Here is a 19,933-nt window from a genome sequence, read left to right on the forward strand (position 1 = left end):
GTTTTGAATAACCTCTCTCAGATAATAAATATTTCTTGACTGATTAAAAGATTATTTACTATATCCAACATATTCATAAGCTAATCCTTTTGAAGGATTAGCCTTTAAACCTATAATATCTATATTTGATTTGAATCTCTTTATGTTATTGTTAATCAGTTCATTAACTTTGAATAATTCTCTATTATGTATCTCAGCTATATCCTTTACTAACATTGCTTTCTTACCTTTCCTAAATCCTCCCTCAATATCATGAAATTTCATTTCCTCAACTTCTAAAGTTCCAAGTACTGTTATTTCTTTATTTATATTTTCATTCATAATCTATCACTCTTTTTTCTTCTAAATAATTGATTTCAATTTATTTACAACTCTGCAAAATATGTTGTTATTATCACTCCCTCATATTATTCTAAGGTTATACTAATTTATGAGGTGATTATTTATGGACTATTATCCTATACCAAAGTATCTAATATATTTTTTAATTGCAATTCTTGTTTTTCTACCAACATATTTTTTTCTTGCAAAGATAGAGAAAAAACTCAATCTAACTGGCTTTAAAAAATTTATTTTTTATTTATGTATATATCTAATTGCCAACTCAATTATCAGTTATTTATATAGTTTTTTTAATGTATTTCATTAGAATACTTTATGTTAAGGTGAAATAAGTTCATTTTTTATACTCTATTTTGCCTTGAATAATATCCTCCAATATAACCTCAATCCTTCGTATATCGCTATAATATTTGCTAAAAATAACTAACGTAAAAATTAATATTTCTGATTTGAAATAAGAAGAATTGATAGAAAAATTAAATCCTACTGATGAAATGAGAGAATTATTAGAACACTTTAATAAACTTGATAAAGATTCTAAAGATAAAGCTTTAAAAATAGTTAGATTTTTTCTGAAGAAAACAATTCTGATAAATGAAAAAGAGGAGCTAATCCTCTTTTTTATATTGAGTAATAATTCTAGTTACTTCTTACATCTATTATATTTTATATCATATTTCTTTTTTAAATTATCCAAATCTTAAAAAAATTAATAACTTATAAAAAATTTATTCTTCTACACTATCATCTCCCTATCACAGAACTTACGTTCTTACTTTTAGTCAGAAATCTCCAACAAACTTTTAATAAAACTATGTAATTATATTCTTTCATTTCTAGAATTATTTTTAGATTATTCAGAATTGTAATAGATAATTATCTTACTTACATGATAATACTTTTGTTCTACAGATACAATAAAAAACTCGTATTTGTAATAAAAAATCTCTTTTTATATAGTTATGGAAATATTTTCTATTTTTATGTATTATTAATTGTATTTTTAGTATATATTTTTAAAATATTTTTATATAATTTATTTTAAAAATATATTATATTCACAATAAAAAAACTATGATAATTAAAATTAATTCTATACTTATCATAGTCTTTTTCTTATTTTGGTTTAAAATTTTTTAAAAACAACAATTATTTTCAAACCACTTAGTTAATATAAAATCTTTTTAGAGTTGACACCATTTAATAAACTATCTGCCATTTACATACCACTTAGTTAATATAAAATATAAAATATAAAATTTCTTTATCTAAATTAATAAAAAAATAATTTCTTAAATATTATTCCAGATATCTTTATAAGCATGTCCACTATAGGCATCTATAAAATACCATCCATATGTACCTGCATCATATTTTGAATCTATTCTTACAGTATAGACACTAATATCATTAATATTATCAAAGTCTATCATATCAACTACTAAACTATCAATACTAACATTATGTCTTCTAGCACACTCTACTAGTGCTAATTTTTTTGCTTTTTCTTCTGTTATCATTTCTGTATCTTTATAATCATCTGGATTGCACACTTCCATAACTCCATTAACATTATATGTATATACTTTACTTATATCATTTTTTTCTACACAATATCTAACATCACCTTCTGTATGCCCAGTCATAAAACCAAACATATAAAATTGTTTCCCTGAATACTCAAAATTTTTATCTATTAGAAATATTGAGCTTTCCCCTTTTTTAAATTCATAATTGAAATAAATCTTTTCAGCACCTAACAAGTCTTTTACTATATTAGCAGCATCCTCTACTGTATATTCTTTTCCAGTATCTGAATTTCCTATATTTTTTGTTATATTTAAGCACTGTTGTAACACACTATCACTTAGATTTCCTATTGATGTTATTTTAGTAGCACTTTTTAATACAGTCTTATTGCTATTATCATCAACTAAAACTGTTGGAGTATTCTTAGTTGTTGTAGAACCAACAAGTGCATACACTAAATCTTTTCCACTAGCTATATAAAATTCATTTGCTCTATTATAAAATTTATTAACTATCTTCTTATTAGTATCATATCTATCTACTCCACCCAATCTAGTCGAATTAGTATCATTTACTAAGTTATCACTCATTGATGAAGTACCACCTATTATATAACTTTCTGTTCCAGTAGTGTTAAATGGTACACTCTTCCCATCAGTTAATACTATTGGTGCTTTATCTCTAACAGCTACAGACGCAATACTCATAGCATCTGGTTCACCTTTAAAAGCATTAGTTAATATAACTTTACTAACCTTATTAATAACTCCTATTTCTTTTGCTACATTATAACTTGTCTTAATTCTATCACTTCCTTGAAGCCTCTTAACTTCTATACCCCTATCTTTAAAAACGTTTTCAGTTGCTTTATCAATAGAACTTTCTCCACCAATTATGTATACTTTATCAGCTTTTTCCACTCTTTTAAGAGTTGCACTTGGTATATTATTCTTTTTAGTTAAAAGAATTGGTGCATTTGTAGCTCCTGCAAGTCCACTCGCACTTAAACCATCAGCCATAGTACTATCTGCATTTACAAGTATTGCAGTAGTATAGTTTTGTTTATCTGCAATGAGTCCAGCAGTTTCATATTTATCTGTACCTTGAATCTTATCGATTTTATCAAGAGCATTAGCAGATATAGGACAAGCAACAACAAACATTGACATAGTTAACCCTAATGATAATAATTTTTTTAATCTCACAATATCTCCCCCTTTTATATATGAAATACCATACATCTTAATAATTCTACATTAAATTTTCTTTTCCTTCTTTACAATATTTATCTTCCTATTAATTTAAGCATATCCAAATACGTGTTATAATGTAACTGTAAAGAATTGATAAAATGAAAAAAGTAGTTCTAAGGCTGGCCCTGTATGATATTACATGATAGAATATAGTAACATAATTAGGTCAATCCTACTGTTCTTTTATAAAACTAACTTATAAAGAGAGTGTACATATGAACATCAAATCAGCTTTCATAAGAAAAAGAAATGAAAAATTTCATGTATATGTATAGTACGTGGAAGAAGAAACTGGAAAAAAGAAACAGAAAAACTATGGAAGTTATGAAAAGAAAAAGGATGCTGAAAAACATTTAATTGAAATAAAATCAACTATAAACAATAATAAATTTGTTGTTCAAAGCAATATAACGTTTGTAGATAGATGCTATAAATACATAATGACAAATGAGAATAACTAGTTTCCTTATACAACTGTAAATAGAAAATCTTGAATTAAAAATCACATAGAACCATTTTTTAAAGATACAAAGTTAATAGATGTAACACCGTCCTTAATTCAGTCTTTTTTAAATGAATTATTCATTAAGTTTACATCCGAAAGTATCAAAACTAGATATGGATTTGTAAGGTCTGTATTAAGAGAATCCTATAGACTAAGAGAAATAACAGAAAATCCTTGTAACTTTGTAAAACTTCCTCATAAAGATAATAATTTTAAAATTAATATTTATAATAGAGAAGAAACATTATTTTTAATAGATAAACTCAAGGATAATATTCTAGAAATACCAATTCTATTAATGTTGTTATTGGGCTTAAGAATTGGATAAGTCTTTGGTCTTAGATAGTCTGATGTTGATTTGGAAAACAATTCAATAAGTATTAATCAAATACTTATATATGCTAATAATAAAGTAGTTTCTGAAAGGTTGGGTCATACAGATATAAAAATAACTATGAATACATATTCTCATGTTTTAGAAGAAATGGACAAAGAAGCATCTAATAATTTAAGCAAAATGTTATTCAGATAAACAAAAAACTGACTGTCAGTTAAATGTCAGTTAAACCTAAAAAAAGGAATTTGTCAGTTAAGTGTCAGTCAGTTTTTTTATAATATCTTTGTTTAAATAGGGCTAGATTTAAACGTTTTAATCCTTGAAATTATTTATTAATATGCAAACTTTACTCATATACAGAATATCTCTTCCAAATTTGTTCTAAATCATCAAAGTGTTGTTTAATATCTTCTTTTTCCTTCATTCCAACAGATATAGCAAGAGCATTTGAAATACTAAGTGCTGGAACTAAAGAATCTACAAACGAAGCCATATTGCTTTTAACTAAAAGAGTATTGTCTGCAAGTGATGCTACTGGTGCAAACAAGCTATCTGTTAATGATATTACATGCGCTCCTTTTTCCTTAGCATAATCTACAATTTGATAAGATTTTTTTGAATAACGAGGGAAACTAATCGCAACTATAACATCTTCTTCATTTATTCTTACAATCTGCTCAAAAGCATCTCCCATATCCATTCTAATTATATGCACATTGTCAAGTATTATATCTAAGTAAAAACCTAAATACTGAGCTACCACAAAAGAACTTCTCATACCAAGAATGTATATTTTTCTAGCTCTTAAAAGTTTATTAGAAGCTTCCTTAAATGCTCTTTCATCAATTTCTTCTAATGTAGACCTTATATTATCTATATCACTCTTTAAAACTTTGTTCAATATTGCAAAATCATCGGAATAATCATGTGCCATTTCAACTCTTTGTACTGTAGTTAGCTTATTTTTTATGAGTTCTTGAAGTGCTGCTTGTAATTTAGGATATCCACTATAACCCAAGGCATTTGCAAATCTTACAACAGTAGACTCACTTACACCTACAGTTTCACCTAATTTACATGCAGTCATAAATGCAACTTTATCATAATTATTTAAAATATATTGTGCTATAAGTTTTTGACCTTTACTCAATCTCGTATACTGAGATTGTATATTTGATATCAAATGTTTACTGTCCTTCATTTCATTTGTTTCTTCCATTTTTTTCTCCTTTTAGTTATATAAACTATTTTGTTTTTGTTAAACTGTCTTTTTTTCTAAAAATTCTATTATTTAGTTTTTATCTCAACTTCATCTTAGTTTTTATCATACCTTCTTAAACTCATAAAATTCTAACTTTTCTGTACCTTATACATCACATAGTATTTTCGATTAAATTTATTATACCATCTTTCCTTGCATTTTTTAATATTTATCCAATATTTCTTTTAAATTTTTCAATTTTTACTCATTTAAAAGTTTCCCATCTTATTTTGCATATTCAAGTGTATATTTTATTTTGAAAGCAAACTATCGTATGCTTATTATTTAAAGTATTTTTAAGGGGTCACAATATATATATTAACTCTTAATAGAATCTTGTCAAGTTTTTTTTAGTATTTACTGTGATTTTTTCTTTTCAATTAAAATCAATTGTGGTGGGTTATTGACTTGATTTAAAAACTTAGATTCTAAAACATTAAATTCATCTTGATTTAAATTATTGATAAGATTATATATACAATCTTTTTCCTCTTGACCTCCATCATGTCCTGTATATATAGCTATGCTTACTATTCCATTTTCTTTTAATCTTTCTAAACTCAACTTTAGAGCTTTTAAAGTTGTGTCTGGTTTGGTTATAATTGAATGTTTTGCTCTGGGAAGATACCCCAAATTAAATAAAACACATGAAACTTCTTCTTTTATATATTTATCCATATTTTCATGACCATCTAATATCAGTTTTACTCTGTCCATATATCCTTCTTTTTCTAACTTTTTTCTTGTAGACTTTATTGCTTCCTCTTGTACATCAAAAGCATATATAAGCCCTTTTTCTCCGACCTTCTCAGCTAGATATATTGTATCATATCCATTTCCCATAGTAGCATCAATTACTATATCACCCTCACTTACAACCTTTTCTAAATAAAATTTATTTATATCTGTAATTTTAGTTAAATATTTTGCATATGCCATAATACTATTTCTCCCTACTGTTAACCTTATTTCAATCTTATTTTATTGATTTTAAATACTTTATTTCATCTTTCGTTAAGTGTCTATATTCTCCAACTTTTATATCTTTTAATACTATTTTACCTACAGAAATCCTTCTTAAGTTTAAAACTGGATGATTTATAGCTTTACACATTTTTCTTACTTGTCTATTTCTTCCCTCATGTATAGTTATTTCACACACAGAATAATTCTTTTCTTTATTTTCTTTAGTTACTCTTATTTCAGCAGGTGCTGTTGTGTAATCTTCTATTTTTAATCCTCTCTCAAATTTTTTTATTTCATCATTACTTATGATACCCTTCACACTTGCTACATATGTTTTATTAATCTCATGTTTTGGATGAGTAAGTTTATATGTTAAATCCCCATCATTAGTAAGTATTAATAATCCGCTAGTCTCATAATCTAGTCTTCCTATTGGATATACTCTTTCTTTTATATCTTTAATTATATCTATTACACTTGGTCTATTAAACTGATCTTTTACTGTAGTTATATATCCTTCTGGTTTATTTAATACTATATAGACATATTCTTCGCTTAGTTTTATTTTTTTATTATCAAGTTCTACTATATCTTTTTCTTCCTCAATGTTAAATGATAATTCTCTCACTACATTTCCATTTACTTTTATTCTTCCTTCAAGAATAATTTCTTCTGCTTTTCTTCTAGACGCAATTCCACAAGATGCTATATACTTATTAATTCTCATACATAATCCTTTCTTATCTTAAATTATATGTTATTTAATATTTTTATCAATGTTAATTTTGCTACATTATTATACTATACTAGACCTTAATTAAAAACAAGCCAAAAAATTATTTAATTTTCCTAAATAATTGTAATTTCTTTTCACATACTATTAATATGTAATAGCTGATTAAACACTATTTTAAGGAAGTGATTAATATTTCAAAAGAAAATGTAAAATACTATTTAATAGTTGTGTTTATTGGAATTTTATTTTTTAAATTTGTTAATACTCCATCAGATTTTATATCAAGCATTGAAGGATTCTTAAAGTTTTTTGGCCCATTTTTTCTAGCCATTTTGCTTGCTTTGCTTCTAAATCCATTAGTAATGCTTTTTGAAATAAAATTTAAAACACATAGGCTTTTAGCCATTTTTTTAGCTTATATACTTATAGGGCTTATTTTAGCTTTTGGCATTAGATTATTGATTCCATCAATTGCTAATACATTAAATAGGTTAATAAATGAAATGCCTCTGTATACTGATTATATAAACAATTTTATAGAAAAAAATATGTCAAACATAGATTTTTTAAAAACTTTAATTCCTCATATACAGCATAGCTTAGATAATGTATTGAAAGAGGCAAATAGTTTTATTAGTAGAGTTCCTAAAAACTTATTAGCCTATACACTTAGCATATCTTCTATGTTATTTAATATGACAATGGGATTTATACTGTCTATATATATTATATATGACAAAGAAAAAATTGCATTGGGATTTAAGAAATTACTATACTCTTCTACTGCTAGAAATAAAGCAGATGATATTATAGAATTCTTTAGGACTACTCACGATATTTTTTATGATTATTTAATTGGTAGAATATTAGATTCTCTTATTATTGGCATAATTGCATTCTTAGGATTTCAATTTGTTATTCGAATAGAAAATGCTTTATTTTTGGCTTCAATAATATTCTTAGGTAATATAATACCATATTTTGGCCCTTTTATTGGTGCAATACCTCCAATAGCTATGACAATCTTATATAATCCACAAAAAACTATATGGGTTGTTATATTTATATTTATATTACAACAATTAGATGGAAACTTTATAGAACCAAAAGTTATGGGTAATCAAGTTGGGATAGGTGCTATATGGGTAATTTCTGCAATTTTAATAGGTCAATCTTTATTTGGTTTTATAGGTGTTTTCCTTTCAGTACCAATAGCAGCTGTTGTAAAAACTTATGTTGATAAATATATAGACAATCGATTACAATAACTTATACTTATTGCACGCTTAATTTTTAATTGCAAATTAACTCCTTTCTATTATTTTAAAAAAATTAACTCTTAGCAAATTATGTTTGCTAAGAGTTAATTTTTTATAATACATATTTTGTTAATTACATATATGTATTTTATCTTTATTGATTATTTGAGTTTTGAGAATTTCCACCACTATCTGAGCCCCCACTAGTCTCTGGAGAAGGTGGTGTTGGTGTTGGATTATTATTTGGTTTTTCTTGATTCTGAGAAGAACCATTATTATTATCAGATTTATCATCATCTGATTTTTTATTGTCATTTTTAGAACTAGATTTATTACTTTTATTATTTCTACTGTAAGAAGTTTTCCTTGCATCAGATTCTACTCTATATCTATCTTCTCCTGCTGTATCTTTTGCCTTTTTCTTTCTTTGCTCTTCTGCTTCATTTTGCTCTTTTTCTAACTTCGTTAATTCTTCTTTCTTTTTGGTTGCTTCTTCTTTAATAACAGATGAACCATTTTTTATTTTCTCTATAAGCTTAAGTTCCTTAATTGCATCCTCGTAATTTTTTACTTCTTCAAACTCAATCATATTTGACATTCTCATAGCTTGCATGTACATAGCCCTTGCATTCTCATTAGTATTGTCTTCTTCTAATGCAGAGGACAATGATTCCATAGCTTTTTTATAGTCATGTTTTTCTAAGTATGTTTTTCCTTGCTCAGTTAAATTTATTTCATCTTTATTATTAAATGAACATCCTACAAGAAATATAGATAATATCGATATTAATAAAATTACTCTTCCTCTCATTAAACCCCTCCTTGTTATATACTTTAAATTTTATCATAATTAGGAAGTTTTTAAAATATTTTATATTTATTACAAGAAATTTGTTAGTAAAATGAAAAATAAGTAGATATGCTATGTATAACTACAACAAACTAAAAATTAATTTAGAGCTATATACACCTTAGCAAATCTACTTAAAATAAACTTTAATATTTAATTTTTATTCTATATTTCTAAAGACAATAAGTCTTCATAACTTTGTCTCTTACATATTATCTTGTCATTTCCATCAAATACTGAGACTACCGCCGCTCTTGGTATCTTATTATAATTCGAAGACATTGAATATCCATATGCACCTGTTGATGTTGTTATAAGTATGTCTCCACTTTTAATATCCATTATATCTATATCTCCAATCAATATATCTCCACTCTCGCAACATTTTCCAGCTATTGTTACATGATTCATAGTCTCATGGTTAATTTTATTTACAATACTACATTCATAACTAGCTTGATACAGAGAAGGTCTTACATTGTCTGTCATACCTCCATCCACACTTACATACACTCTAACATCTTTTATATCTTTTATTGAGCCTACTGTATACAATGTACTTCCTGCATTTGCAACTATTGATCTACCTGGCTCTATTACCAGTATAGGCATTTCTATTCCAAGCTCTTTACATGAACTTTCTGCTTTAGTGATTATAGTCTCACAGAATTCTTTTATAGTTTTAGGCTTATCTTCTTTACTATAATAAACTCCTACACCTCCACCTAAGTCAATTTCTGTTAATTGTATATTGAATTTTTCTTTTATTTCTTTTACCAAGTTCATCATTATATCTACTGTATCTATGTATGGCTCTACATCAAATATTTGCGAACCTATATGAGCATGAAGACCCACAAGTTTGATATTTTTGTATTCACTTAATTTTTCTATAGCTCTAAACAAATCTCCATTTACTAAGGCAAATCCAAATTTAGAATCTATCTGACCAGTTTTTATATAATCATGTGTATGAGCTTCTATGCCAGGTGTTATTCTAAAATATATCTCTTGAGTCTTACCTTTTTCTTCACATAGTGTTTCAATCAAGTCTAATTCATAAAAATTATCTACTACAAATTTACCTACACCTAAATCTAATCCCATATTTATTTCTTCTTTAGTCTTATTATTTCCATGGAAGAAAACTTTTTCCATAGGAAAGTTTGACTTATAAGCTGTATATAATTCACCTCCTGAAACTACATCTAGGCACATTTGTTCTTCATTTATAAGGTTACACATGTAAAGAGGTAAAAAAGCCTTACCTGCATAAGCAACCTTATTTTTTCCATCTTTTGCTTTAAAATATTCTACATATTCTCTACAGTTTTGTCTTACTAAAGCTTCATCAAATACATAAAGTGGAGTTTGATATTTTTTACTAAGTTCTAAACAACTCACTCCTCCAATATATAATTCATTATCATTTACGGTCATAGTTCCATGAAGTTTCATAATATCCTCCCCAAATTTTATATATTAAATACTTCTGCTATTTTCTCTATAGCTACTTGCTTATCATCAGAATTTATAGCACAAGTTATACGAATTTCTGATGTAGTTATAAGTTTTATCATTATACCATTTTCATTAAATATCTTAAATACTTTAGCAGCAACTCCAGAAGTATTTTTCATACCAAGACCTACTAAAGAAAATTTAGTGATATTATTATCAATTACTACATGTTCTTCATCTGTATATTTAGATACTATCTTTTTACATTCACCTAGTTCTTCTTTTGGAACTGTAAATGATACACTTATCTTATCTAAAATAGGTGCAGTTTGACTTATCATATCTACACTTATTCCAATAGTTGCTATATCTTCAAATAAACTAGATATATTTTCTGCTTTAAAATCTTTTATTGTTATAGAACTATCATCATCACTAGTAGCTAATCCTGTTATTACTTTATCCTCTAATTTCATGTCTTTTCCCCCTCTTATATATGTTCCTTTTACTGTACCACATGTACGTCCAACATAAATTTCAACACCATATTTTTGTGCAAGTTCTATACTTCTTGAGTGCATTACTTGTGCCCCTAAACTTGCTAATTCAAGCATTTCTTCATATTCAATCTCATCAAGTTTACTAGCTTTTGAATATTTTCTTGGGTCTGTAAAATAGATTCCATCAACATCTGTATATATCTCACATTTTCCATTTAATTTGACTGCAAGAGCTACAGCAGATGTATCTGAACCACCTCTTCCAAGAGTAGTTACATCACCATCTTCATTGATTCCTTGAAATCCAGTTACTATTACGACATTTCCTTCATCTAAACTATTTTTAATTCTATTTACATTTATATCATCAATTTGAGACTTTCCATGAAGACCACTTGTTTTTATATTTAATTGATAAGCATTATAACTTACAGCCTTACATCCAAGTGCATTTAATGCTATTGATAATAAAGAAGCTGAAATCATTTCTCCAGTAGACATCAATGCATCCAATTCTCTTTTACTAGGTTCATTACTCAATTCTTTAGCCAATTTTATATATTCATCAGTAGATTTACCCATGGCAGATACAACTATCACCATTTGTGGATTTTCTTTTCTTCGTTCTATTATATTTTCTGCAATTGATTTTATTTTATCAGTATCTGCTACTGAACTTCCACCATATTTTTGAACAATTATACTCATGCTTTTTCCCCCTCAAGTTAAATTTTGATAAATAAAAACGCCCAAAGGTATACTTTGGACGTGTAAATCTCATAGACCAAGTAACCTTGTAGCTCACCACTTTAAAAGTGACAGCCTTATACATATTATGCATAAGTCCAGAAAATCCGTCCGTCAACAAATTTTCTTCGGCTATAGACCCTTTCATCAATCATCAACACTTACCAGCTCTTATTGAATACTATTGAATATAGCTACCTCTACCCTAGGCTCATTATTTTTTAATTAATTTATTAATATAGTTTTATCACATTCTATATAATATTGCAACAATTATTTTACAAAATGTGGCAAATCCATAGTCTTCTTTTTTAAAATTAGCTTATATACAATTAAATAGTTTATTTAACCCTAAATCTATAAAATTTATGCTATACTCATTATCGTATCTCTCTAAGTCATTTAATTCAGATAGATTATCTGGCGTAACTACCAAAACGTTTGGCACTTTAAAAAATGGAATTGTAGATTTATCTATCTTTCTAGAAAGATTTTCATATTTAGAAATATCTATTTCATTATCTAAATCAACATCTACTAAAACTTGTTTTATATTACCAAATTGGTCTGTATATTCAATAAATAAATCATATTTCATATCATCCACACTAACATTTCGGTAGAATCTTTTTACATCACAACCTGCAGTATTGATTCTAACAACTAATTCTGACCCTACTAGAGCCTTTATTAAATCATCTCCCTTAAAAAGTTTACTACCATTTAAATAGTATACATATGAGAGGTCTTTATAATTATAATAATCCACATCACAAGGATATTTTTTTAATGTATACTCACTACACATTTTTCTCAAAGTTTTTTTAAAGTTTTTTTTATTATATCTCTTTTGGTCTCCATAAATCTTTCTAAATTGAGCTTCTGTAACACATCTAACCCTGCTAATTAAAAGCAATATCTCTTTTTCCATATTTGTCATAGTACATTCTCCTTGAAGTATTATTTGCAAAGTTGTACTAATATTATATTAATTTTATGACATTAAATTTACAAAGAATTGAAATAAAATAGCTAGTTTTTATAAAAATAAATTTTATAAAAACTAGCTATTAACATATTAAATACTATTTTCAGACTTTTTAAGTTAAACTATACATTCTCTTGATTTCCAGAATCTTGAGAGTTTGTATTTTCGTCAGTTCCTGTTCCCTCTTTTGCTTTTTTGTCTTCAAAGTTTGCAATATTTAGGTTATCAAATTCTGACATTTCAATTACACCAGATGCTTCTTTTGAATACGATATTTTAACTTTATCTCCAACTTGAGTCAATGGCAATTCACTAGACACTTTTGAAGTGGCCTTGAATATTATTTCTTTATTTGAATCTAAAGTTACATAATAATTAGTATTTCCGCCTCGTACATCTGGGCTTATTCTCGTTACTGTACCTTCTATGACTTCGTCTTTTAAGTCATTATCAAGTTTTAAATCATTTCCCTTAGACTCTAATGAATCTTTATAGTTTCTTAATGCTTCGTTTTTATCTTCACCTATACCAAGCACATTATAATCTTCAACAGATACAAATGCAACTCTTTTTACAAGACCAGCCTTATCTTTTAATGATGATACATATGTTGGCTGACCTAATATATTATACATTACAGGGAATGTTGCTTCATAATTTTTTTCTTGAACATTACCCTCAGCTGATTTCATCGCAGCTGTCTCAGTAGCTCCTGGTTGTTTATATAATCTAGCTTCTTTTGTTCTAGAGTCAACTAACATAAATCCAATTGTAGATTCATCTCCACCAGAAGATGTTATACCTGTATACCAATAAGACCTATTATCATTTCCATAAACTAGTGATGTTCCTTCTGTTGGTACTAATACTCCTTTTTCTGATATAACAGAATTTAAAAATCCATTAACATAAACACCCCAGTCTTTAATCTGGTCTGTTATAAATTCTTGTGGCTGGATTCTATCTACCCATTTAGGTGTATTCTTAACATTATAAACATTTATTTTTCCAGTTTCTGCGTCAACAGTGGCTATTCCTGTAGCATTTGCTCCTCCATAACCAATTTTATGCTCATATAAACTTACAACCCAATAAGGCTTCCCTTCATCATTTATTTCAAGGGTAAAATCTGTCATACCGACATTTACAATACCATGTATATATAAATGTCTTTGTAAATCTTGATGTAAGTAAGCTTCTGGTTGGTATACTATCTTTATTGGCTTTCCATCTATTTCTTGAACTAATTGAACATCTTGAGGATTACTTGCGGATACTTTTACATAACCACTTGTACCACTTAAAGATGTCACCCATTTAATTATGTCTCTATGAACAAGAGGTGCTACCCAGTACAACTCTCCATCCACATTTTGTATATGGAATTTTCCTAATTTTGACACACTACCTATAGCTGGAACTTCTCCAAGCTTTTTATCACCCAATTTCATGGCCATATCTTCATCTACAAGACGAATGTCATTTACACTAACAGGACTAATATCATCAGTAAATTTACTTTCAGTCACTTTTCCTAATAGTTCTTTATATGCCTTTGCATGAAACACAGGTGTAGAGGCTATAAAAGGTACAACTACAATATACACAAGTAAAGCTATTGCTATTGAAAAATTATATTTGGCAAGTTTAGATGTTCTTTCATTTCTATCCAACATCATATCCAATATTCCTGCCACAACAAAGAAAATTATTCCTACTGAAAATAAAGATGTGAAATCTAATCTAAGTACAGGTAATTTAATAAATGCATAAATTACTACAATTATTAGCGCAACTCCATATGTTTTAAGATATCGTTTCATTTAATACTCCTCTCTACAAAATGTTATTATTACTATTATATCCATATATTTACAAAAAATAAATATTTATCATATTTATTTATATGTTAAGATATCTTTATACATTTATATATCTATTTTATTTAATTATATCTAATCTATATACCCCAAAAATACTATAAAAATGCAAATAATCACAGAAACTTAAAAACTGAAGAAAGTGTTTTAACTAAGATTTACGAATTCTTAATCCTCTCGAAGTTAAACTACTATCTTCAGCCTAATTGTCTAGCAATAGTTTTTATATGATAAACTCTAAAATAAATTTTTAGATGTTTGCAATTTTTGATACATAAGAATGTTGTCTAGAATTATATTCTGATAATAAACCTTCATATTCCAAGGTTAGACCAGATAAATTATAAAAATCATTTGGAGTTACTTCAAATGCTTGTTTATTTAAAATGTCTATCTCACTTTTTTCTAACATATCAGCAACAAAGTTTGAACATACATATTTATATTCAGATTGTCTATAAATATTCATTGGCAAATATATCAGTGCCATTATATCATAATAGTAATCTTCTCTATAATCACTAATTAATTTTATATTTCTAAATAGACTTTCATATTGTAAATTATCTACTTCTAATGAATATACTCTACACACAGTATTTTTTCTTATAGCATATAATCCTTGATTTATATTTTCTTCAACAAATCCACCAATAAACGGATTTCTTGGATTTAATCTCCCAAAAGAATACATTGGCTTTAAATTTTCATTTAGTGATATTGACACATGTGTATACAGTTTTTTACTTATACTCCTTATTAAGTAAGATAATAAAGTTCCTGTATATGTTGTTACAATATAGACTTTATTCATCATTTCCCCCCAATCTAGTAACTAAATAATATTACGTACTTATAACTTAATATCATAAAACATTCTAACATAATAAATGTTATTTTACAAATTTTGATTTTAAAGTACTTCAATATTATATAAAATATAATAAAAATATAAATATAAGTTTTCTATATTTTTAACCAACAGCTGTTTTCTTTAAATTAATTAAATGATTTAGTATATCTTGAGCCTTTCCAGAATCTTTCAAATACCCTAATGCCCCATTTATTTGTGATTTCAAATCTATTTCTACTTCCATATCTAAGTCAATATTTCCTTTTTTTATAGATATATTTTTAAGAGTCACTGGATAAAGATAACTTTTTTCTAAAGTAATCTTATTTCCATTAACTTCAAATGGAACTTTTTTATTATAGTTACTTAATATTTTTTCTAACATCTTATCACTTATCTTGAATCTACCAAGTTTCACATTTTCAAGACTCACAATTAGATTTTCTCCTTTTAAAGTAGGTCTTAACTCAAGCTCATATTGGCTATTTATTAATCCAAGTACCTTATATGGTCCTGCTACTTTTATTTTTCCATCTTTCATTTCAACAAAATTATTTTCAAGCTCTTTAATCCCATGCTTTTGCATTAATGTATATATTAAATTTCTAAACTCATCCTCTGAAACAGACACTTTTCCAACCATTCTAAGTGGATTTTTTACTACCTCCATGGAATTTATATATGAACCTTTTGACAAGTATTCTTCATCTATAATTTCATTATTTTGTGAACTAACATCATATCTCTCTTTTGGTGTCAAGATGTATACAACAATACCTATAAACACTAAAGCAATAACAAGCAAACTCAATAAAATTTTTGCAACCTTTCCCATAATCGTCTCCTTTACAAATCTGTCAACAGATTTAAAATAAATTTAGATAACTAACTTCACATAATATTCTTAACAATATACATATTATAATACAGTCTTTTGAGGATTAATTCAACAAATCTCATTTTTTGTAAATAAACTGTAAAAAACATAAATTTAGTATAAAAGTTAATATTTTGCATAATACTCTTAATTACACCTTTATTTTTTTCTAATCTTGGATTAAAATTAATATTATGCAATACAGTGTAGTGTACTGTATTATAAGCAAATTAAATAGGAGGTATAAAATATGTCAAATGAAACGAACTCATCTAACTTTATAAAAAATATTATTATAAATGACCTAGAAACAGGAAAACATGACAGTATAATAACTCGTTTTCCACCTGAGCCAAATGGATATTTACATATTGGTCATGCAAAAAGTATATGTCTTAATTTTGGATTAGCTAAGGAATTTAACGGAAAAGCTAATTTAAGATTTGATGATACAAATCCATTAAAAGAAGATGTTGAATATGTAGAATCTATAAAAGAAGATGTTAAGTGGTTGGGATTTGATTGGAACGAGTTAAATTTTGCATCTAACTACTTTGATGAAATGTACAAAAGAGCTTTAATATTAATAAAAAAAGGTAAGGCTTATGTATGTGACTTGACACAAGAAGAAATGAGAGAATATCGTGGTACTTTAACTGAACCTGGAAAAGAAAGTCCTTATAGAAATAGGACTATTGAAGAAAACCTTGATTTATTTGAAAAAATGAAAAATGGTGAATTTAAAGATGGTGAAAAAACATTAAGAGCTAAAATAGATATGTCTTCTCCAAATATAAACCTTAGAGATCCAATTATATATAGAATATCTCATTCAACACATCACAATACAGGAGATAAATGGTGCATATATCCTATGTATGCTTTTGCTCATCCAATTGAAGATGCAATTGAAGGAATAACTCACTCTATATGTACTCTAGAATTTGAAGACCAAAGACCTCTTTATGATTGGTTTGTCAAAGAGTGTGAAATGGAAAATGTACCTAGACAGATAGAATTTGCTAGGCTTAATATAAACAATACTGTTATGAGTAAAAGAAAATTAAAACAACTTGTAGATGAAGGTGTTGTTGATGGTTGGGATGACCCTCGTGTTCCTACAATATCTGGTATCAGACGTAAGGGTTATACAGCAGAAGCATTACGCAATTTCTGTAGTGAAATAGGTGTATCAAAAGTTAATTCTACAGTAGATAGCCAAATGCTTGATTATTTCCTAAGAGAAAATCTACAACCAAAAGCACCTCTTGCTATGGGAATTTTGAAACCTTTAAAGCTAGTTATAACTAATTACCCAGAAGATAAAATTGAAATGCTTGAAATAGAAAATAATGCTAAAGATGAATCTCAAGGAAAGAGATTAGTTCCTTTTTCTAGAGAATTATATATAGAGCAGGATGATTTTATGGAAGAACCTGTTAAGAAATATTTTAGATTTTTCCCAGGAAATGAAGTCCGTTTAAAAGGTGCTTATTTCGTAAAATGTACTGATGTAGTTAAGGATGAAAATGGAAATGTCACTGAAATACATGGAACTTATGACCCTGAAACTAAGAGTGGTTCTGGATTTACAGGTCGTAAAGTAAAATCTACAATACATTGGGTTGATGCTAAATCAGCTATACCATGTGAATTTAGATTATTTGAACCATTAATTCTTGATGATGTGCCTGAAAATGAAGGTAAGCATTTCTTAGAACAAATAAATCCTAATTCATTAGAAATACTACAAGGTTTTGTTGAGCCTACACAAGTAAAGAATGCTAAACCTTTTGATAAGTTCCAATTTGTTAGAAATGGATTCTTTAGTATAGATAACAAATATACAACTGATGAAAAACTTGTGTTTAATAGAATAGTTCCTCTAAAAAGTTCCTTTAAACCAGCTAAATAATCTTACAATAAAAAATGAAGACTTAAATAAAAAATTACTTCTACTATAAATAACCTTAGTTAGAAGTAATTTTTTATTTGAGTTTTTATAATTTACTTTAAACCATTAACGTTTTTCACTACTAATCCCCATAACCTCTATTCCATCTTTTATACATTCTATGCTAAGAGGAAAATCTGGACCTTTTTCTCCATCAATATCTGTTATAAGAGAATCTTCACATTCTATATATACTTTTTTAGTTTTAAAGTACAGTATTTCATTTCCATTATATTGATCTAAGTAATCACCTCTAAGCACACTTATCAAAACTGGTATTGATTTTGGAATTGGCATTCCCTTAAAAATAATTACATCTAAATAACCATCATCTATCTCAGCTTTGTATGCTAGATTTATATTTCCTGCTGTTTTGCCATTAAAAATCAACATAAGATACATATCTCCATCATAATACATTTCTTCAGAAGATACTTTTATCTTAAACTTCCTCATATACAATGCTTCTTCTATTCCCTTTATATAATAAGAAATTCTTCCAAATGAATTTTTTAAGTCTGTGTTTATCCTTTGTGATACATCTGTAAACATACCAGCACTTGCCACATTTATAAAGTACTTATTATTAACTTTCCCTATGTCTATTTTCTTCGGTTTTGAATTTATGATTTTCTTTATAGCTTCTTTTATATCAAATGAAATTTGAAGAGCATTTGAAAAATCATTTGCAGTTCCTGTAGGCAAAATTCCAACTGGAATTCTTATGTCTAATTCTTTCATTGCATTTACCACTAAATCTATGGTACCATCACCACCTGCTATAAGTACGTGGTCATAAGAACTATCCACTTCCTTAAATGCATTCTTTACCGGTTCTTTAATATTCAATCTATAGGGTATCAATAAATAATTTCGTTCCTGATATAATTCTATAATCGTGTCCAAATTTGATAATATCTTTTTTTCACCTGAATTAGGATTGTATATAAGTTTTACTTTTTTCATTATTTCTCCTTACTTATTTTATTCTTTTAGTATCCAAAATCTTCGTTTAGGAAAATTACATTTATTCTTTCTGGTGTTAATTGTCTTTTTATAAGTGTGTAACTACAACATATTCTTCCAGGGCTTGAACAGTCTATACATATGCCCGTAGTCTTACATCCAGTATTTGTATTTAATCTTTTACAATTAGCTGGAGCAGCTATTGTTTTTGTTCTTTTTATAGCTTCATCTATATCTTTAACTATTTTGTTTACTCCTGCTATAACTATCACTTTGTCAGGTCCATATATCATGGCAGCTACTCTATTTCCATTTCCATCTAGATTGTAAAGTTCTCCATTTTCTGTTATTGCATTGGTACTTGTAAAATAAGCATCAGCCGAAAAAGATTTTCTATAGATTTCCTTCATTTCTTCTGGTTTAATGTCTTTTGCATATCTATCAAGAAAATCGTACTTTTCTCTTATAAAATCAATTACTCCTGTTTCAAATAAAGTCATAGAGCCTCCACATCCTACTAGAGAACCCACTTTTACTATTTCTTCAATTTTTTTAAGAAGCTCTTCCTTATTATTTACCAAATACCCTTTCATATTATTGTTTTCTAGAGATTTTATTGTTTTTTCTATTCTTTTTTCATTAAGCCAATTTAGATTTTGATCCATCTT

Annotated in this window: 19 protein-coding genes and 1 riboswitch; of the genes, 5 read left to right on the forward strand and 14 right to left on the reverse strand. The window is 27.1% G+C overall.

The genetic code is table 11. The features are described 5' to 3' along the window. Window positions 1-51: 51 nt before the first annotated feature. Entirely contained in the window at window positions 52-321 is a 270-nt protein-coding gene (locus ACTG48_RS11070; protein ID WP_021384851.1) for an ORF6N domain-containing protein, read from the reverse strand. Between the two features lie 1,313 nt (window positions 322-1,634). Beyond that, window positions 1,635-3,077, reverse strand: coding sequence for a cell wall-binding repeat-containing protein (locus ACTG48_RS11075; protein ID WP_479916873.1), 1,443 nt, complete (start codon window positions 3,075-3,077; stop codon window positions 1,635-1,637). A gap of 326 nt (window positions 3,078-3,403) precedes the next feature. Here ACTG48_RS11075 and ACTG48_RS11080 point away from each other — a divergent pair, with 326 nt between their 5' ends. Genes ACTG48_RS11080 through ACTG48_RS11090 form a run of 3 tightly spaced genes read left to right on the forward strand, consistent with a single transcriptional unit; the run spans window position 3,404 to window position 4,162 of the window. Further along, complete coding sequence (locus ACTG48_RS11080; protein WP_021384900.1) at window positions 3,404-3,586, forward strand: Arm DNA-binding domain-containing protein; 183 nt, start codon at window positions 3,404-3,406, stop codon at window positions 3,584-3,586. A 45-nt stretch (window positions 3,587-3,631) separates the two neighbouring features. Further along, window positions 3,632-3,958 carry a hypothetical protein gene (locus tag ACTG48_RS11085; protein WP_479918791.1) on the forward strand — a complete coding sequence of 109 codons (327 nt, stop codon included), beginning with the start codon at window positions 3,632-3,634 and terminating at the stop codon, window positions 3,956-3,958. 30 nt (window positions 3,959-3,988) lie between these two features. After that, on the forward strand, window positions 3,989-4,162 hold the full coding sequence (locus ACTG48_RS11090; protein ID WP_021384888.1) for a phage integrase family prophage LambdaCh01: 174 nt from the start codon (window positions 3,989-3,991) through the stop codon (window positions 4,160-4,162). 151 nt (window positions 4,163-4,313) lie between these two features. Here ACTG48_RS11090 and ACTG48_RS11095 read toward each other — a convergent pair whose 3' ends face one another. The 3 genes from ACTG48_RS11095 to ACTG48_RS11105 all read right to left on the reverse strand — a co-directional run bounded on the left by ACTG48_RS11095 (window position 4,314) and on the right by ACTG48_RS11105 (window position 6,921). After that, the gene (locus tag ACTG48_RS11095; RefSeq protein WP_021384902.1) at window positions 4,314-5,186 is read right to left on the reverse strand and encodes a MurR/RpiR family transcriptional regulator; all 873 of its coding nucleotides are present in this window, start codon (window positions 5,184-5,186) and stop codon (window positions 4,314-4,316) included. Between the two features lie 399 nt (window positions 5,187-5,585). Then, complete coding sequence (gene mnmM / locus ACTG48_RS11100) at window positions 5,586-6,167, reverse strand: tRNA 5-(aminomethyl)-2-thiouridylate-methyltransferase MnmM (protein ID WP_479916874.1); 582 nt, start codon at window positions 6,165-6,167, stop codon at window positions 5,586-5,588. A gap of 37 nt (window positions 6,168-6,204) precedes the next feature. Beyond that, window positions 6,205-6,921 (reverse strand): pseudouridine synthase, encoded by a 717-nt coding sequence (locus ACTG48_RS11105; protein WP_479916875.1) that lies wholly within the window; start codon window positions 6,919-6,921, stop codon window positions 6,205-6,207. A gap of 191 nt (window positions 6,922-7,112) precedes the next feature. On the opposite strand from ACTG48_RS11105, the gene ACTG48_RS11110 reads away from it, so the two are divergent. Next, window positions 7,113-8,198, forward strand: a complete 1,086-nt coding sequence (locus ACTG48_RS11110; RefSeq protein ID WP_479916876.1) for an AI-2E family transporter — start codon at window positions 7,113-7,115, stop codon at window positions 8,196-8,198. Window positions 8,199-8,343: 145 nt separating this feature from the next. Here the strand turns inward: ACTG48_RS11110 and ACTG48_RS11115 are convergent, their stop codons facing one another. The 7 genes from ACTG48_RS11115 to ACTG48_RS11145 form a co-directional block, all read right to left on the reverse strand. Continuing rightward, a complete protein-coding gene (locus ACTG48_RS11115; protein WP_021384890.1) occupies window positions 8,344-9,000 on the reverse strand; it encodes an outer membrane protein assembly factor BamD in 657 nt (218 codons plus the stop codon). Window positions 9,001-9,204: 204 nt separating this feature from the next. Next, window positions 9,205-10,497 (reverse strand): diaminopimelate decarboxylase, encoded by a 1,293-nt coding sequence (gene lysA, locus ACTG48_RS11120; RefSeq protein ID WP_021384905.1) that lies wholly within the window; start codon window positions 10,495-10,497, stop codon window positions 9,205-9,207. 17 nt (window positions 10,498-10,514) lie between these two features. Further along, a complete protein-coding gene (locus ACTG48_RS11125; protein ID WP_479916877.1) occupies window positions 10,515-11,708 on the reverse strand; it encodes an aspartate kinase in 1,194 nt (397 codons plus the stop codon). Between the two features lie 81 nt (window positions 11,709-11,789). Further along, window positions 11,790-11,958, reverse strand: a riboswitch (Lysine riboswitch). A 111-nt stretch (window positions 11,959-12,069) separates the two neighbouring features. Further along, a complete protein-coding gene (locus tag ACTG48_RS11130; RefSeq protein WP_021384904.1) occupies window positions 12,070-12,687 on the reverse strand; it encodes a hypothetical protein in 618 nt (205 codons plus the stop codon). 170 nt (window positions 12,688-12,857) lie between these two features. Continuing rightward, entirely contained in the window at window positions 12,858-14,558 is a 1,701-nt protein-coding gene (locus ACTG48_RS11135; RefSeq protein ID WP_479916878.1) for a hypothetical protein, read from the reverse strand. 307 nt (window positions 14,559-14,865) lie between these two features. Next, window positions 14,866-15,429, reverse strand: coding sequence for a hypothetical protein (locus tag ACTG48_RS11140; RefSeq protein ID WP_021384891.1), 564 nt, complete (start codon window positions 15,427-15,429; stop codon window positions 14,866-14,868). A 160-nt stretch (window positions 15,430-15,589) separates the two neighbouring features. Further along, the gene (locus ACTG48_RS11145) at window positions 15,590-16,303 is read right to left on the reverse strand and encodes a hypothetical protein (protein WP_021384893.1); all 714 of its coding nucleotides are present in this window, start codon (window positions 16,301-16,303) and stop codon (window positions 15,590-15,592) included. A gap of 292 nt (window positions 16,304-16,595) precedes the next feature. On the opposite strand from ACTG48_RS11145, the gene ACTG48_RS11150 reads away from it, so the two are divergent. Further along, complete coding sequence (locus ACTG48_RS11150; RefSeq protein WP_021384889.1) at window positions 16,596-18,260, forward strand: glutamine--tRNA ligase/YqeY domain fusion protein; 1,665 nt, start codon at window positions 16,596-16,598, stop codon at window positions 18,258-18,260. A 105-nt stretch (window positions 18,261-18,365) separates the two neighbouring features. Here ACTG48_RS11150 and ACTG48_RS11155 read toward each other — a convergent pair whose 3' ends face one another. Together ACTG48_RS11155 and ACTG48_RS11160 are read right to left on the reverse strand one after the other, a co-directional pair. Beyond that, on the reverse strand, window positions 18,366-19,265 hold the full coding sequence (locus tag ACTG48_RS11155) for a YegS/Rv2252/BmrU family lipid kinase (RefSeq protein WP_021384909.1): 900 nt from the start codon (window positions 19,263-19,265) through the stop codon (window positions 18,366-18,368). 26 nt (window positions 19,266-19,291) lie between these two features. Beyond that, window positions 19,292-19,930, reverse strand: coding sequence for a lactate utilization protein (locus ACTG48_RS11160; protein ID WP_479916879.1), 639 nt, complete (start codon window positions 19,928-19,930; stop codon window positions 19,292-19,294). Window positions 19,931-19,933: the final 3 nt, after the last annotated feature.

This window comes from Clostridioides sp. LIBA-6822 (genome assembly GCF_056688955.1).

What these genes read in the sequence shown, in the direction of transcription:
- mnmM (WP_479916874.1), bottom strand. Translation starts at nt 6,167, where the DNA reads ATGGCATATGCAAAATATTTAACTAAAATTACAGATATAAATAAATTT.
- ACTG48_RS11155 (WP_021384909.1), bottom strand. Translation starts at nt 19,265, where the DNA reads ATGAAAAAAGTAAAACTTATATACAATCCTAATTCAGGTGAAAAAAAG.
- ACTG48_RS11160 (WP_479916879.1), bottom strand. Translation starts at nt 19,930, where the DNA reads ATGGATCAAAATCTAAATTGGCTTAATGAAAAAAGAATAGAAAAAACA.
- lysA (WP_021384905.1), bottom strand. Translation starts at nt 10,497, where the DNA reads ATGAAACTTCATGGAACTATGACCGTAAATGATAATGAATTATATATT.
- ACTG48_RS11130 (WP_021384904.1), bottom strand. Translation starts at nt 12,687, where the DNA reads ATGACAAATATGGAAAAAGAGATATTGCTTTTAATTAGCAGGGTTAGA.
- ACTG48_RS11135 (WP_479916878.1), bottom strand. Translation starts at nt 14,558, where the DNA reads ATGAAACGATATCTTAAAACATATGGAGTTGCGCTAATAATTGTAGTA.
- ACTG48_RS11070 (WP_021384851.1), bottom strand. Translation starts at nt 321, where the DNA reads ATGAATGAAAATATAAATAAAGAAATAACAGTACTTGGAACTTTAGAA.
- ACTG48_RS11095 (WP_021384902.1), bottom strand. Translation starts at nt 5,186, where the DNA reads ATGGAAGAAACAAATGAAATGAAGGACAGTAAACATTTGATATCAAAT.
- ACTG48_RS11105 (WP_479916875.1), bottom strand. Translation starts at nt 6,921, where the DNA reads ATGAGAATTAATAAGTATATAGCATCTTGTGGAATTGCGTCTAGAAGA.
- ACTG48_RS11145 (WP_021384893.1), bottom strand. Translation starts at nt 16,303, where the DNA reads ATGGGAAAGGTTGCAAAAATTTTATTGAGTTTGCTTGTTATTGCTTTA.
- ACTG48_RS11140 (WP_021384891.1), bottom strand. Translation starts at nt 15,429, where the DNA reads ATGAATAAAGTCTATATTGTAACAACATATACAGGAACTTTATTATCT.
- ACTG48_RS11125 (WP_479916877.1), bottom strand. Translation starts at nt 11,708, where the DNA reads ATGAGTATAATTGTTCAAAAATATGGTGGAAGTTCAGTAGCAGATACT.
- ACTG48_RS11115 (WP_021384890.1), bottom strand. Translation starts at nt 9,000, where the DNA reads ATGAGAGGAAGAGTAATTTTATTAATATCGATATTATCTATATTTCTT.
- ACTG48_RS11150 (WP_021384889.1), top strand. Translation starts at nt 16,596, where the DNA reads ATGTCAAATGAAACGAACTCATCTAACTTTATAAAAAATATTATTATA.